Annotated in this window: 14 protein-coding genes; 7 read left to right on the forward strand and 7 right to left on the reverse strand. The window is 54.5% G+C overall.

The annotated features are described in order from the left end of the window. Positions 1 to 32 precede the first annotated feature (32 nt). Together upp and EDF82_RS10200 are read right to left on the reverse strand one after the other, a co-directional pair. Positions 33 to 659 carry a uracil phosphoribosyltransferase gene (upp, locus tag EDF82_RS10195; protein WP_123755352.1) on the reverse strand — a complete coding sequence of 209 codons (627 nt, stop codon included), beginning with the start codon at positions 657 to 659 and terminating at the stop codon, positions 33 to 35. A 306-nt stretch (positions 660 to 965) separates the two neighbouring features. Then, positions 966 to 2,396 carry a 6-phospho-beta-glucosidase gene (locus tag EDF82_RS10200; protein WP_123755353.1) on the reverse strand — a complete coding sequence of 477 codons (1,431 nt, stop codon included), beginning with the start codon at positions 2,394 to 2,396 and terminating at the stop codon, positions 966 to 968. Between the two features lie 237 nt (positions 2,397 to 2,633). Here EDF82_RS10200 and purM point away from each other — a divergent pair, with 237 nt between their 5' ends. The 4 genes from purM to ppx all read left to right on the forward strand — a co-directional run bounded on the left by purM (position 2,634) and on the right by ppx (position 8,180). Then, entirely contained in the window at positions 2,634 to 3,671 is a 1,038-nt protein-coding gene (gene purM / locus EDF82_RS10205; protein WP_123755354.1) for a phosphoribosylformylglycinamidine cyclo-ligase, read from the forward strand. Continuing rightward, positions 3,668 to 4,309 (forward strand): phosphoribosylglycinamide formyltransferase, encoded by a 642-nt coding sequence (gene purN, locus EDF82_RS10210; protein ID WP_123755355.1) that lies wholly within the window; start codon positions 3,668 to 3,670, stop codon positions 4,307 to 4,309. The genes purM and purN overlap by 4 nt, the downstream gene beginning before the upstream one ends. 275 nt (positions 4,310 to 4,584) lie before the next feature. Continuing rightward, complete coding sequence (ppk1, locus tag EDF82_RS10215) at positions 4,585 to 6,645, forward strand: polyphosphate kinase 1 (RefSeq protein ID WP_123755356.1); 2,061 nt, start codon at positions 4,585 to 4,587, stop codon at positions 6,643 to 6,645. A gap of 2 nt (positions 6,646 to 6,647) precedes the next feature. Then, positions 6,648 to 8,180 carry an exopolyphosphatase gene (ppx, locus tag EDF82_RS10220; RefSeq protein WP_123755357.1) on the forward strand — a complete coding sequence of 511 codons (1,533 nt, stop codon included), beginning with the start codon at positions 6,648 to 6,650 and terminating at the stop codon, positions 8,178 to 8,180. A gap of 47 nt (positions 8,181 to 8,227) precedes the next feature. Here the strand turns inward: ppx and EDF82_RS10225 are convergent, their stop codons facing one another. Then, on the reverse strand, positions 8,228 to 10,465 hold the full coding sequence (locus tag EDF82_RS10225; RefSeq protein WP_123755358.1) for an EAL domain-containing protein: 2,238 nt from the start codon (positions 10,463 to 10,465) through the stop codon (positions 8,228 to 8,230). Here EDF82_RS10225 and EDF82_RS25295 point away from each other — a divergent pair. Both EDF82_RS25295 and EDF82_RS10230 read left to right on the forward strand, forming a co-directional pair. Continuing rightward, positions 10,398 to 10,712, forward strand: a complete 315-nt coding sequence (locus tag EDF82_RS25295) for a hypothetical protein (protein ID WP_187043089.1) — start codon at positions 10,398 to 10,400, stop codon at positions 10,710 to 10,712. The two genes, EDF82_RS10225 and EDF82_RS25295, sit on opposite strands and share 68 nt — an antisense overlap. 104 nt (positions 10,713 to 10,816) lie before the next feature. Further along, complete coding sequence (locus tag EDF82_RS10230) at positions 10,817 to 11,008, forward strand: YfgG family protein (protein ID WP_123755359.1); 192 nt, start codon at positions 10,817 to 10,819, stop codon at positions 11,006 to 11,008. 40 nt (positions 11,009 to 11,048) lie between these two features. Here EDF82_RS10230 and EDF82_RS10235 read toward each other — a convergent pair whose 3' ends face one another. Next, positions 11,049 to 11,942, reverse strand: coding sequence for a LysR family transcriptional regulator (locus EDF82_RS10235; protein ID WP_123755360.1), 894 nt, complete (start codon positions 11,940 to 11,942; stop codon positions 11,049 to 11,051). A 191-nt stretch (positions 11,943 to 12,133) separates the two neighbouring features. Between EDF82_RS10235 and EDF82_RS10240 the strand changes: the two genes are divergently transcribed. Then, a complete protein-coding gene (locus EDF82_RS10240) occupies positions 12,134 to 13,234 on the forward strand; it encodes an MFS transporter (protein WP_123755537.1) in 1,101 nt (366 codons plus the stop codon). Positions 13,235 to 13,336: 102 nt separating this feature from the next. Here the strand turns inward: EDF82_RS10240 and EDF82_RS10245 are convergent, their stop codons facing one another. The 3 genes from EDF82_RS10245 to guaA all read right to left on the reverse strand — a co-directional run bounded on the left by EDF82_RS10245 (position 13,337) and on the right by guaA (position 15,670). Then, positions 13,337 to 13,669, reverse strand: coding sequence for a type II toxin-antitoxin system RelE/ParE family toxin (locus EDF82_RS10245; protein WP_123755361.1), 333 nt, complete (start codon positions 13,667 to 13,669; stop codon positions 13,337 to 13,339). A 30-nt stretch (positions 13,670 to 13,699) separates the two neighbouring features. After that, positions 13,700 to 13,933, reverse strand: a complete 234-nt coding sequence (locus EDF82_RS10250) for a type II toxin-antitoxin system Phd/YefM family antitoxin (protein WP_123755362.1) — start codon at positions 13,931 to 13,933, stop codon at positions 13,700 to 13,702. A 159-nt stretch (positions 13,934 to 14,092) separates the two neighbouring features. Continuing rightward, positions 14,093 to 15,670, reverse strand: coding sequence for a glutamine-hydrolyzing GMP synthase (gene guaA, locus EDF82_RS10255; protein ID WP_123755363.1), 1,578 nt, complete (start codon positions 15,668 to 15,670; stop codon positions 14,093 to 14,095). Between the last annotated feature and the right edge of the window lie 35 nt (positions 15,671 to 15,705).

Genomic DNA, 15,705 nt, shown 5'->3' on the forward strand with positions numbered 1-15,705 from the left:
CTCTTAAAGTCGGCTTCTTATTATTCATTCAATTACTTGGTACCAAAAATCTTATCGCCGGCATCGCCGAGTCCCGGAATAATGTATCCGTGGTCGTTGAGGCCCTGGTCAATGGACGCGGTGTACATCTCCACATCCGGGTGCGCTTTCTCGAGTGCGGCAATACCTTCCGGCGCCGCCACCAGCACCAGCACCTTAATGCTGGAGCAGCCTGCTTTTTTCAGCAGATCGATTGTGGCGATCATCGAACCGCCAGTTGCCAGCATCGGGTCAACCACCAGCGCCATACGCTCATCGATGTTTGACACCAGCTTCTGGAAGTAAGGAACCGGCTCCAGGGTTTCTTCGTCACGGTAAACACCCACCACGCTGATACGCGCGCTCGGTACGTGCTCCAGAACCCCTTCCATCATGCCCAGACCCGCACGCAGAATCGGCACAACGGTGATTTTCTTACCTTTGATCTGCTCGACTTCTACCGGACCGTTCCACCCTTCGATGGTGACTTTTTCTGTTTCCAGGTCGGCGGTCGCTTCATAAGTCAGCAAGCTCCCTACTTCTGAGGCAAGTTCACGGAAGCGTTTGGTGCTGATGTCGTGCTCACGCATCAGGCCCAGCTTGTGTTTGACGAGCGGGTGTTTCACTTCCACAATCTTCATTCTCTTTCTCCTCTGAGGGGCAGCCACAAAAAAAATCGCGGGATTATACCGCTTTTTTCCATTTGCGCCATAGCCGATATGTTTGACCGGGATCAACCAAAATGCTTTACGCTGCCTGAACCAGTATATACCCTAAATAATTCGAGTCGCAGGAAGGCGGCGACAGAGGGAATTCCCAGGAGCTTACTGAAGTAAGTGACTGGGGTGAGCGAGGAAGCCAACGCACCTGCAACTTGAAGTATGACGGGTATAAAACAGAATAAAAAAAACCCCGCGCAAGCGGGGTTGGATGAAATGAACGGTCAACTACAACGCATCACCGTTGGTATTAATAACCTGTTGATACCAGGCGAATGATGCCTTACGGCTACGGTCCAGCGTCCCGTTACCTTCATTATCTTTATCAACGTAAATAAAGCCATAGCGTTTTTTCATTTCGCCGGTGCCGGCGGACACCAGATCGATACATCCCCATGGGGTATAACCCATCAGATCCACACCGTCCTCAACCACCGCTTTTTTCATCTCGGCAATATGCGCAGAGAGATAATCGATGCGGTAGCGATCGTCTACCGTACCGTCCGCTTCGCGCACGTCGATGGCGCCAAAGCCGTTCTCAACAATAAACAGCGGCAGCTGATAGTGATCCCAGAACCAGTTCAGGGAGTAACGCAGGCCCACCGGGTCAATCTGCCAGCCCCAGTCTGATTTCTGGACGTACTGGTTGGAGACCAGGCTTTTCGTCTCGTCATAATCCAGCAGAGGGTTATCATCGGTCGCTTTGGTCGCGAAGGACATATAGTAGCTAAAGCCAATATAGTCGACGCAGCCCTCGCTCAACGCCTGGCGATCCGCGTCGGTGATATCCAGCTCAAACCCGCGGCGGGCAAAGTAGTTCAGCAAATGCTGCGGATAGTGGCCACGGACATGCACATCGGTAAACCAGTAGCGGCGATGCATGGCGTTCATCGCCATCATCATATCGTTCGGGGCGCAGGAGAGCGGATAGATTGGGCACATTGCAATCATGCAGCCCACCAGCAGCGACGGGTTAATCTCGCGCGCGGCCTTCACTGCCAGGGCGCTGGCAACCAGCTCGTAATGCGCCGCCTGATACATCACCGGCTCACGGTCTTCACCCGGCTGGTACTTCAGGCCTGAGTTCGTGAATGGCGCGAAGTCTTCGTGGTAGTTTGCCTGGTTGTTGATCTCATTGAAAGTCATCCAGTACTTCACTTTATGCTGATAGCGGTGGAATACCACTTTCGCAAAGCGCACGAAGAAATCGATCAGTTTACGGTTACGCCAGCCGCCATACTCCGTCACCAGATGGTACGGCATTTCGAAGTGGGAGAGCGTAATCACCGGCTCAATGCCGTGCTTCAGGCACTCATCGAACAGGTCGTCATAGAATTGTAAGCCGGCCTCGTTCGGCGTCTGCTCATCGCCCTGCGGGAAGATACGTGTCCAGGCAATCGAGGTGCGGAAACATTTGAAGCCCATTTCGGCAAACAGCTGAATGTCGTCTTTATAACGATGGTAAAAATCAATCGCCTCATGGTTGGGGTAGTTTTTCCCCGCTACCACGCCATCGGTGATTTCACGCGGCACGCCGTGCGCTCCGGCGGTCATCACATCAGCCACGCTGATGCCCTTCCCTCCTTCCTGCCAGCCCCCTTCAAGCTGATGCGCCGCCACAGCGCCGCCCCACAGAAAACCTTCTTTAAATCCAGACATGTTCTCTTCCTTTTATCCTGAACACAAAAAAGAAACCGGTTTCAGTGGCATGATGGCGATTCCCACAGACAGAGGCAAGCACAAGAATGTACCCGGTTTCATTTTCGTGAACAGTATCAAATTTGTGCATATTGCGGCTGATTCACGCCGACTGTAAAGCAGGCTCGCAAACGTTTGCTATCCCTGTTAGAATTGCGCCGATTTTTCTTGCTACCGCAAATGTGTGGAGATTTCGCAGTGACCGATAAAACCTCTCTCAGCTATAAAGATGCCGGCGTAGATATTGATGCAGGCAACGCTCTCGTCGACCGTATTAAGGGTGTGGTGAAGAAAACCCGTCGCCCGGAAGTGATGGGTGGACTGGGCGGATTCGGCGCACTGTGCGCATTGCCGCAAAAATACCGCGAACCGGTTCTGGTTTCCGGCACTGATGGCGTCGGTACCAAGCTGCGTCTGGCGATGGATCTGAAGCGCCACGATACTATCGGTATCGATCTCGTGGCGATGTGCGTCAACGACCTGGTGGTCCAGGGCGCAGAGCCGCTGTTTTTCCTCGACTACTATGCCACCGGTAAACTGGATGTCGATACGGCAGCCAGCGTCATCAGCGGTATCGCCGAAGGCTGTCTGCAGTCCGGCTGTGCGCTGGTTGGCGGCGAAACGGCAGAGATGCCGGGGATGTACCACGGGGAAGACTATGACGTGGCCGGTTTCTGCGTCGGCGTAGTAGAAAAATCAGAAATCATCGATGGCAGCAAAGTTGCCGATGGTGATGTGCTGGTGGCACTGGCTTCCAGCGGCCCGCACTCCAACGGCTACTCGCTGGTGCGTAAAATTATCGAAGTCAGCGGTGTCGATCCTCAGACCACTGACCTGAACGGCACCCCGCTGGCGGACCACCTGCTGGCGCCGACCCGCATCTACGTTAAGTCGGTGCTGGATCTGATTGCCAACGTTGACGTGCATGCTATCGCTCACCTGACCGGTGGCGGCTTCTGGGAAAACATTCCGCGCGTGCTGCCGGACAACACCCAGGCGGTCATCGATGAGTCTTCCTGGCAATGGCCGGAAGTCTTCAACTGGCTGCAAACTGCCGGTAACGTCAGCAGCCATGAAATGTATCGTACCTTTAACTGCGGTGTCGGTATGGTTATCGCCCTGCCGGCCGATGTCGCCGACAGCGCCATTGCGCTGCTGAGCGAGAAAGGTGAAAACGCGTGGAAAATAGGCTATATCAAAGCTTCAGATTCCGAACAGCGTGTGGTCATTGAATGAAAAACATCGTGGTGCTGATTTCCGGTAACGGCAGTAATTTGCAGGCGATTATCGACGCCTGCGCCCGGAAACAGATCAACGGCACCCTGCGAGCGGTATTCAGTAATAAGGCCGACGCGTTCGGCCTTGAACGTGCACGTGAAGCCCATGTCGCGGCCCACGCGCTGACGGCCAGCCAGTTTGCCAACCGTGAAGCTTTCGATCGCGAGCTGATGCAAGAGATCGATGCTTACGCGCCGGATCTGGTGGTGCTGGCGGGCTATATGCGGATCCTTAGCCCGGCGTTTGTCGCCCATTATCAGGGGCGTCTGCTGAATATCCACCCGTCACTGTTGCCAAAATACCCGGGACTGCATACGCACCGCCAGGTACTGGAAAACGGTGATGAAGAGCACGGGACGTCGGTGCATTTCGTCACCGATGAGCTCGACGGCGGCCCGGTCATTCTGCAAGCCAAAGTGCCGGTGTTCGCCGATGACAGCGAAGACGATATCACCGCCCGCGTACAGGCTCAGGAGCATGCGATTTATCCGCTGGTCGTGAGCTGGTTTGTCGACGGTCGTCTGCGCATGGAGGACAATCAGGCCTGGCTTGATAATGTTCCTCTGCCGGCGCAGGGATACGCCGCCGAAGAATAAACATCAACGCCTCTGCCTTACTCAGAGGCGTTTTTTTTGGTGCATTATTTCGCTGGTCATACCGTCTTACCCACCCTCATCCCATGGCCGTTTATGGCGCGTCGACGCCCGGGAAGGACCTTGTTTTGTCTACAATATCAGCAAACGCGCAGCACCTTTTTTCTTCACAGCATATTGAAAGAAAACTGTCATACTTCTTTGACATAGTTGGACATTCAATGGCAAAGCTCGCCATAATGAAAAAGCAACATCAATCAACCGGAGTGTGAGTTGTAATGGGCCAGGAAAAGCTATATATCGAGAAAGAACTCAGCTGGTTGTCCTTTAACGAACGCGTACTTCAGGAAGCGGCGGATAAAAGCAACCCACTGATTGAGCGCATGCGCTTTTTGGGAATCTACTCCAACAATCTCGACGAATTCTATAAAGTGCGCTTCGCTGAACTTAAGCGCCGCATCATTATTAGCGAAGAACAAGGCAGTACCGCCCATTCTCGCCATTTATTAGGAAAAATCCAGGCCCGGGTCCTCAAAGCTGACCAGGAGTTTGACAGCCTGTACAACGAGCTGCTGCTGGAGATGGCGCGTAACCAAATCTTCCTGATCAACGAACGCCAGCTCTCGGTCAATCAGCAGTCCTGGCTACGCAACTACTTCAAACAGTACCTGCGCCAGCATATCACCCCTATTCTGATTAACCCTGAAACGGACCTGATCCAGTTTCTGAAAGACGATTACACCTATCTGGCGGTCGAAATCATCCGCGGCGAGACCATCAATTACGCCCTGCTGGAAATTCCGTCAGATAAAGTTCCGCGCTTTGTAAACCTGCCGCCGGAAGCGCCGCGTCGCCGCAAGCCAATGATTTTGCTTGATAACATCCTGCGCTACTGCCTGGATGATATCTTTAAAGGCTTCTTTGATTACGATGCGCTCAACGCCTACTCGATGAAAATGACCCGTGATGCCGAGTACGACCTGGTACACGAGATGGAATCGAGCCTGATGGAGCTGATGTCCTCCAGCCTTAAACAGCGTCTGACGGCGGAGCCGGTACGCTTTGTCTATCAGCGCGACATGCCGGACACCATGGTCGAAATGCTGCGCGAGATGTTCTCTATTTCGCGCTACGACTCGATGCTGCCGGGCGGCCGCTACCATAATTTCAAAGACTTTATCGGCTTCCCGAACGTCGGGAAGGCCAATCTGGTCAACAAGCCACTGCCGCGCCTTCGCCACACCTGGTTCGATAAATTCCGTAACGGGTTTGACGCGATTCGCGAGCGCGACGTGCTGCTGTACTATCCGTACCATACCTTTGAGCACGTGCTGGAACTGCTGCGTCAGGCGTCGTTCGACCCGAGCGTGCTGGCCATCAAAATCAATATTTATCGCGTTGCCAAGGATTCGCGCATCATCGACTCGATGATCCACGCCGCCCATAACGGTAAAAAAGTTACCGTCGTGGTCGAACTGCAGGCGCGCTTTGATGAAGAAGCCAACATTCATTGGGCAAAACGCCTGACCGAAGCGGGCGTACACGTTATCTTCTCCGCGCCGGGCCTGAAAATTCACGCCAAGCTGTTCCTGGTGTCACGTAAAGAGGGTGATGAAGTCGTCCGCTATGCCCATATCGGTACCGGTAACTTCAACGAAAAAACCGCCCGCTTGTATACCGACTATTCGTTGCTGACCGCCGATGCGCGTATTACCAATGAAGTGCGTCGCGTCTTCAACTTTATCGAAAACCCATACCGCCCGGTAAACTTCGATTATCTGCTGGTTTCGCCACAGAACTCGCGCCGCCTGCTGTATGAAATGATCGACAGAGAGATCGCCAACGCCCAGAACGGACAGCCTTCCGGCATCACGCTGAAGTTGAACAACCTGGTGGATAAAGGACTGGTGGATCGCCTGTATGCGGCCTCAAGTTCCGGGGTTCCGGTTAATCTGCTGATACGCGGCATGTGCTCGCTGATCCCAGGCCTGGAAGGCATCAGCGAAAACATTCGCGTGACCAGCATCGTTGACCGCTTCCTGGAGCACGATCGCGTCTATGTCTTTGAAAACGGTGGCGACAAACAGGTCTGGCTCTCTTCCGCAGACTGGATGACACGCAATATTGACTACCGTATTGAAGTGGCCGCCCCGCTGCTGGATCCGCGCCTGAAACAGCGCGTTCTGGATATTTTTGATCTGTTGTTCAACGACACGGTCAAAGCACGCTATCTTGATAAAGAACTGAGTAATCGCTATGTACCGCGCGGCAACCGCCGTAAGGTACGCGCACAGCTGGCGATCTACGACTATCTCAAATCACTCGAACAGCCCGACTAACTATGCCAATAAACGAAAAAACCCCTCGTCCTCAGGAGTTTGCTGCGGTCGACCTTGGTTCAAACAGTTTTCATATGGTGATCGCGCGTGTCGTCGACGGCGCGATGCAGATCATCGGCCGCCTGAAACAGCGGGTTCACCTGGCCGATGGCCTGGATGAAAACTCCGTGCTTAGCGAAGAAGCGATCGCTCGCGGGCTTAACTGCCTGTCGCTGTTCGCCGAACGCCTGCAGGGTTTTTCCCCCTCCAGCGTATGCATCGTCGGGACCCATACCTTACGCCAGGCGGCAAACGCCGCTGAATTTCTCAAGCGTGCGGAAAAAGTCATTCCCTACCCGATTGAGATAATCTCGGGGAATGAAGAAGCGCGTCTGATTTTTATGGGCGTTGAACATACGCAGCCGGAAAGAGGCCGTAAGCTGGTCATCGATATCGGTGGTGGTTCGACGGAGCTGGTGATTGGCGAGGATTTCGAACCGCGGCTGGTTGAAAGCCGGCGCATGGGTTGCGTCAGCTTCTCGCAGATCTACTTCCCTGGCGGCACCATTAACAAAGAGAATTTCCAGCGCGCGCGCCTGTCGGCTGTGCAGAAGCTGGAAACGCTGGCATGGCAGTTCCGTATCCAGGGCTGGAACGTGGCGTTGGGTGCCTCTGGCACCATCAAAGCCGCGCAGGAAGTGCTGGTGGCGATGGGCGAGAAAGACGGCTTTATTACCCCGGAACGTCTGGAAATGCTGGTGGATGAAGTGCTGAAGTATAAAAACTTCGATGCTCTCAGCCTGCCGGGGCTGTCGGAGGAGCGCAAAGCAGTTTTCGCGCCCGGACTGGCGATTTTGAGCGGCGTTTTTGACGCGCTGGCGATCAAAGAGCTGCGTTTATCCGACGGCGCGCTGCGTGAAGGCGTGCTGTACGAGATGGAAGGACGTTTCCGCCATCAGGATATCCGTAGCCGCACCGCGCAAAGCCTGGCGAATCAATACAATATTGACCGTGAGCAGGCGCGTCGGGTGCTGGAAACCACCACTCACATGTTCGAACAGTGGCAGGATCAGAATCCCAAGCTTGCCAACCCGCACCTGTCTGCACTGCTCAAATGGGCGGTCATGCTGCACGAAGTGGGACTGAATATTAACCATAGCGGGATGCATCGCCACTCGGCGTATATCCTGCAGAACAGCGATTTGCCCGGCTTCAATCAGGAGCAGCAAATGCTGATGGCAACGCTGGTTCGCTATCATCGCAAAGCCATCAAGCTCGACGATTTGCCGCGCTTTACGCTGTTTAAGAAAAAGCAGTTCCTGCCGCTGATTCAGCTTTTGCGTTTGGGCATCTTGTTGAATAACCAGCGTCAGGCGACCACCACGCCGCCTACGCTACGCCTGCAAACGGAAGCAAACCACTGGACGTTGGTCTTCCCGCACGACTGGTTCAGCCAGAATGCGCTGGTGCTGCTCGATCTGGAAAAAGAGCAACAGTACTGGGAAGGCGTGCCCGACTGGTTGTTGAAGATTGCCGAGGAAGAGCCCGACAACTAATCCACAGGCCGGGTTGAAGCAGCCCGGCCCTTTCTTATCTTACCCCGTCAGCCAGCCTTGGCCATTTCCTTGCTTGCCAGAGAATCCAGCGGAACCGGTGCACCAATGTCGCGGCCCTGCAGGTAGTCAATCCCCAGAGACTGCACCACCTGTCGAATCTCCGGCGTCTCAACATCCTCCGCCACCACCTGCATATTTTTCATCCGCGCCAGATGGCAAATCGAGGCCACCACCTGGTAATCGAGGCTGCTGGAAGGCAGATTGCGGATAAAGCTGCCGTCAATGCGCAGTAAATCGACATCCAGACTTTTCAGGCGAGCATAGCTGGCGGAACCCGTACCAAAATCGCGGATGGCCACACGGCAGCCTAACGTCTGCAGTTGTGCCACGGTTTGCCGTGCAAGCTCCGGATTGGTGAGCGCGTGGTTTTCCGTCAGCTCAAAGATTAACTGCCAGGGCTCAACATCGTAGTGCGCCAGCAGGATCTCCACTTCGCCGGGGAACTGGCTTCTGCTGGCGGAAACCGGTGAAAGGTTCATTGCCAGCCGCAGTCCCGGAAGTGTCTGCCGGTGCCGGTTCATAAAGGCGATGGTGTGCTCCAGCACCCACAGGTCGATACGCGATGCGAGGCCAAACTCTTGCGCCACCGGCAGGAAGGTTTCCGGGTAAATCAGCGCCCCGTCCTCCCCCACCATTCGCAGCAGCACTTCATGATAGCTATCGCCGCGAATGCCGACGATCGGCTGAGCCGCCAGCTGAAACTGATTGCTTTCCAGCGCATGCTGGATCTGGTTCATCATCGCCACTTTATCTTTCAGTCCGGACTGGATATGCACGGCGCCGCGGCGCTGCAGATTTTCCGGCTGGCCGCTGGTCAGCGACATATCAGCAATGTTGTTGAGCTCGCCCAACAACAAATAGAGATGCTGAACCGGTGAACGAACGCTGCAGTAGCTGATCCCAACGGTGGGTTGCAGAGGTATCCCGTCCCAGACCAGGCGAAAGCGTCTGATATGTTCAGCCAGTGTTGCAATTCGTGCCTTATGCTCACCGCTGTTCAGGCGGATCACCAGATCATGGCCGGAAAGATGGTAGACGGCTTCATTCGGTTGTAAAACGTCGCTTAAATGCTCGGCAAGCTGCTGTTTATATTGGATACGCAACAGAACGCCATAATGACGGCCAAGCAGCTCCAGCTCCGGTATCCGCAAAAAGCACAGCACTGACCAGATTGAGTTATCTAACGAGCGGCTCAGCGCCCGTAAATTGGGCATATGGACCACCGGGTCGAGAAATGCCATCCGCCGAACCCGGTCATGAATCATGCGCTGCTGGGTGGCCAGCATAGCCATATAAGCAATAATAAAAGAGAACACCAGATAGCTCGAAGAGGTGATGGCTATCTGGTTATGATAAACCATTGAAGAGGGTAAATAGCGCTCGTGAAAATGAATAACAAAAATCAGCACCAGCGACCAGATCAGCGAGATATAGCGATAACCAAAACGCATCGCTCCCCATAACATCACAGGCATAAGTAATGATAATGTATAATTTGTGCTAAATATCGTACTTCTGCTATTCAGTGGCATAAATAATAGTGCCAATAACATTAACAATGACGCAGCCCATAACACAAATTCGACATATTTTATTTTTGGGTCAACCTGTAGATTCGCCTGTGAAATAAACCCACGGATATGCCATGGATTACGAATAATACGAATCAGAAAATAGCATAGCGGCACGCCGGTTAAACAGCCCACCATCAAAGCCTGAAAAGTCACTAACGTTCGCAGGCTTAGCGGATCCACGCCAATCAGATCCGCCCGTCGCGGATGCATCCCCAGATACTCGGCCAGTTGGGAAATCACCAGAAAAATGAGTGATGGCAGAAACATTTGCCAGAACAATCGGTGCGGCATCAGGCTCACATTGCCATGCGTAATATGCTGCCGGTGTGGCACGAAGATTCGGTATCCGCCCCAGCACAGCACGGCGGGGATCAGGAAATGGAAAATAACGCTGACCGCGTTCCCTGGACTCATTCCGCGCGCGATAGTACACAGCAGGCCAATGATAATACCTGGCAGTGCCGCCCAGCCAAAAAAAAGCATCAGACTGAGGACCAGCGCTAACGGTAAATAGTAAAGAGAAACTTCACTACCGTTGAGCTCAGCGTAGGTATTTGCCTCTCTTGCAAGAGGCAGTAAAAGCGTGGGTAAGATAAGCGGCAGCGCCCACCATTTATCCCGATACTGTTTATATTTTTTAATTATTGTCATTGATGCTCTATGGATAACCCAGATTCCAGCAGGGTATATTCAGGCAGGCATCCAACCCAACCATCCTGACCGCGAAAATAATAACAACGCGGAACGAGCAGACGATTTTAGTGACCAACAGCCGCGCACAGTTGATTTAAATCAAAAAAATTATGCTCTAACATTAATAAATCTTATTTTTTTGGCATTGAACCGCCGAATGAGAAACCATGTAAATGTGGTGAGCATCTTACATAACATTAAGTAATGTTTGAGCCGCGGATTTTTACATCCCCATCAATTGACCCTGCGCCCTTCCTGTGCCTTAATACCCATATCGCCCACTTGTGGGTATACTTTAAGGAACCTTTTGTGAGTCAGGCACCCAGTATGCGTAAACGACATCGATTTAACCGTCGCATGACCCGTATCGTACTGCTTATCAGCTTTATCTTTTTCTTTGGACGATTCGTCTACTCCTCCATCGGCGCCTGGTACCATCATCAGGACAAGATCCAGTCTCAGCAGTCTACGATTACTGTTGATACTCCCCCGCGGGAATAAGCCGACACTGTCGTGTCAGCCACATGCCGGTCGCATCGCCTTAAACGGGGAAGCGCACACCGCGTAGCAGACGCAGTATTTCACCGATCCCTTTGCTGAGAATTTTATCCTGACGCATGACCACACCTAACTGTCGGTGCAGAGACGGCGTCAGCGACTGAACAGATAATCCGTGCCGGTCTTCAGGCTGCTCAACCGCCATACGCGGGACAATGCTATACCCCAACCCGGCGCGTACCATACGTTTAATCGCCTCGATGCTCCCCAACTGCATGACCGGGGCTACCAGCAGCCCGGCAGCACGGAACCAGCCGTCGATGAGCTCACGGGTGCCGCTTCCTGCCTCAAAGGCAATCAACGGCAGCGCCTGTAACCGTTCTGGCATCAGCGGCAATGGCAATTCATCGCCATCGCTGGCAAAGATAAAAACAAACTCCTCATCCAGCAACGAAGTGACGGCCAGGCTACGCCCGCTGGCCGGGAGCGTCACCAGCCCCAGATCGAGCCGGTTCTCTTCCACGGCCCGCACGATATCAACCGTATTGCCGGTCGTAACGCCCACCGTCAGCAACGGATGTGCCAGCCGCAGCTGCTGTAACAACGGGGGCAAAAGGTGAATGCAGGCCGTAGCTCCCGTCCCCAGCGTTATCGAGCCGCTGATCTCATGGCTACACTCGTTGACCGACTGCAGCGCGGCGCTGACCGCACGGTCGATATGCTCGCTGTGACCTAACAGCGCCTCTCCGGCAGACGTGGCTTTGATGCCTCGCCCGGTGCGCTCAATCAGGCGGGTCTGGAGAAACTGTTCCAGCTGGCGCACCTGCAGGCTGACCGCAGGCTGCGATAGCCCCAGCACATCGGCAGCGGCAGAAAAACTCCCGCGCTGGACCACCAGCCGAAAGGTCGCCAGATATCCCAGATTAAGCGTCGTCATTGCAAAGTTTCTCTTATAAGGGTCATAAACGAACCGGTCTGCCAGCACAATAGCGTGCGGGTTATGCTGCCGACAACTGCATAACTGACTGGAACACCACAAAAGTGACTGAACAAACGCGCCGCCCTACCGCTTTACTCACGCTGGCTGTCGGGTGCAATCAGCTGATTAACTGGGGGATTTCATTTTATATGCCGGGCACCTTTGCCCGAGCCATCCACCAGGACACCGGCTGGCCCGCGACCCACATCTACCTCGGCCTGACTCTTGCCATGCTGATAATGGCGCTGCTCTCCCCTTCCGTCGCCCCGCTTCTGGCGCGAGCTGGCGGCCAGCGGGTGGTGCTTTGCGGCACGCTGACGATAGCGGCGGGATGTTTCATGATGGCCACGGTCCATTCCCTGACAGGCTGGCTGGGCGCCTGGCTACTTACCGGTATCGGCATGCGTCTGGCGCTGTATGACGCCCTGTTCGCTGCGCTGGTGAATCTTTACGGCCAGCAGGCGAGACGAACGATCTCCCGGGTCACGCTGGCGGGCGGGTTAGCATCCGCCCTGTTCTGGCCGCTGGGGGCCGCTTTGCTGACGGTGACGGACTGGCGACACGCGCTGCTGGTCTATGGTCTGCTGGGTCTGCTGAGTGCGTTCCTGCTCTGGCGGATGCCCAATCACACCCAGCCCGTCGCGATACGCCGGCACGAGCGCCTTCCTGCTTCGCACCATGAAAAGCGCATGGGCCTGCTGTATGCCACGCTGATCGCCCTGGTCACCTTTGTCTCCAATGGCACCTCCACTCATCTGCCGGAATTTATTGCCAGCTACGGGCTGCCGGTGGCGGTGGGAATGCTGTGGGGCGTGGGGCAAACCGGCGCGCGGTTTCTGGAGGTCGCGTCCGGCTCCGCGCTCACGCCACTGAAGCTTACCCTGCTGACCACCTTCCTGATGCCACTGTGTTTCGCCCTCGGCCTGAGCGCCCCCAGCATTGCGTGGGCTGCCGCAGGGTTTGTGCTAGGGTATGGCGCAATCAACGGGCTGACGACAGTGTTTAAGGCCACGCTACCGCTACAGCTGTTTGCCACCCAGGATTACGCCCGCCGCACCGGCATCCTGCTGATCCCGGCCCAGCTGCTGGCTGCGGCCTCACCATTTGCCTATGCCTGGCTTAATCAACATCTCGGGATTCAGGGGAGTTTAGGGGTGTCCGCCGGACTGGCGCTGGTGGTCGCCGGGCTGGCACTGGCCATTGCCCGCGACCAGGCTCTGCGTCCGTCACCAACGCTTAGCCCACCTTAATACCCGGTCTAAAACGAAAACCCCTCTGCTTTTACAGAGGGGTCCAGGGGAATAACTGCCACGCAATGGTGTAAATGGAGTATTTAGAAACAACGCAGATTATCAGGCCATAATCAGACGCTTAAACAGTAACTGTTGGATGTCCTGGCGATGGGACAAGATCGCATGTGCTGTCACCCGCGTACCGTCGACAGAATACAAAACCCGGTAGCCTTCAGCATGGTTAAATTCCCGATACTTCGCACAGCCAATTTTCAGCAGCTCTGGGCAGAGCTGGCATCCTAACGGAAACTGGCTCACGGTACGCTCGAACTGCGTGAGTATATCCGCGATAACCGGGCGCGGTTTAACATCAACCCGGCGGAGATAACTCGCAATGGTGTCGATGCAGTGCTTTACAGTCAGCGTGTATTCAAAGGTGACCAGCGGTTCCATGGAAATCCCTTTACGTTGCGTGCTCTGGGTTTAATCCGCAATCCCATCCAGCAGTTGGTCTTTTGAGAACAAGCGCCCGTCAGATTTATCTTTCTCCGACAGAGTCAGCAGTTTTAACAACGCGATGGCGTTTTCCCGTTCCTGCTGCTGGTCATAGGATTCTATAACATACGCAGGTACACCATTTTGTGTGACCAGGATCGGTTCAGACAGATCAAGCGTCGCCGCGTTTTTTTTAACGTAGCTGATAGTCTCTACTTTCATGATGGCTTCACCGAATAATTATACAATGGTTTTAATATAGACCATTTTTAGACCACCAACAAGATGCAGAATTCTCACTTCCGATTGAATGATTGGGAACCCATAAAACGAAAAAACCCTCTGTAAAAACAGAGGGTTTTGTTTAATCACGCCGGGAGATTATTCCCACTCAATCGTTGCTGGCGGTTTGCCGCTGATGTCATACACCACGCGGGAGATACCGTTCACTTCGTTGATGATGCGGTTGGACACGCGGCCAAGGAAATCGTATGGCAGGTGCGCCCAGTGGGCGGTCATAAAGTCGATGGTTTCGACCGCACGCAGGGAGACGACCCAGTCGTATTTACGGCCATCGCCCATGACGCCAACGGAACGGACCGGCAGGAACACGGTGAACGCCTGGCTCACTTTGTTGTACAGGTCAGCTTTGTGCAGTTCTTCGATGAAGATAGCATCCGCGCGACGCAGCAGGTCGCAGTACTCTTTCTTCACTTCGCCCAGCACGCGAACACCCAGACCTGGGCCCGGGAACGGGTGACGGTACAGCATGTCGTACGGCAGGCCCAGCTCCAGGCCAATCTTACGCACTTCATCTTTGAACAGCTCACGCAGCGGTTCAACCAGACCCATCTTCATCTCTTTCGGCAGGCCGCCCACGTTGTGGTGAGATTTGATGACGTGCGCTTTACCGGTTGCGGAAGCGGCAGACTCGATAACGTCAGGGTAGATAGTACCCTGTGCCAGCCATTTAACATCTTCCAGTTTCAGCGCTTCTTCGTCGAACACTTCAACGAATACGCGGCCGATGATTTTACGCTTGGCTTCCGGGTCGTTTTCGCCCGCCAGCGCGGTCAGGAAGCGGTTTTCGCCTTCAACGTGAACGATATTCAGGCCGAAGTGGTCGCCGAACATATCCATTACCTGAGCGGCTTCGTTCAGACGCAGCAGGCCGTTGTCGACGAAGACGCAGGTCAGGTTTTTACCGATAGCGCGGTGCAGCAGCATCGCGGTGACCGAGGAGTCAACGCCGCCGGACAGGCCGAGGATAACTTTGTCGTTACCAACCTGCTCGCGGATGCGAACAATCGCATCTTCGATGATTTTTGCCGGGGTCCACAGCGCTTCGCAGCCGCAGATGTCCAGCACAAAACGCTCCAGCAGACGCTGGCCCTGACGGGTATGGGTCACTTCCGGGTGGAACTGCACGCCGTAGAAGCGTTTTTCTTCGTTGGCCATAATGGCAAACGGGCAGGTCTCGGTGCTGGCAACGGTCACGAAGTCAGACGGGATAGCGGTAACTTTGTCACCGTGGCTCATCCACACGTCCAACTGCGGAAGACCAGCAGCGCTCAGGGAGTCTTCAATACCGCGAACCAGCGCGCTGTCGGTTTTAACTTCGACCTGTGCGTAGCCAAATTCACGCTCGGTAGAGCTTTCAACATGACCGCCCAGCTGCATTGCCATGGTCTGCATGCCGTAGCACACGCCAAATACCGGCACGCCAGCGTCGAACACATACTGCGGTGCGCGCGGGCTGTTATGCTCGGTGGTGCTTTCCGGGCCGCCGGAAAGAATGATGCCGCTTGGGTTGAACTCACGAATTTGAGCTTCTGTCACGTCCCAGGCCCACAGCTCGCAATAAACCCCTAATTCACGTACGCGACGTGCAACCAGCTGGGTGTACTGAGAACCGAAGTCCAGGATTAGAATGCGATGTTTATGAATGTTATCCGTCATTGACGTTTATTCCAGAGCAGTAGCGATTAAATAAA

The organism is Klebsiella sp. BIGb0399 (genome assembly GCF_003752615.1).
Taxonomy (GTDB): Bacteria; Pseudomonadota; Gammaproteobacteria; order Enterobacterales; family Enterobacteriaceae; genus Klebsiella; species Klebsiella lignicola.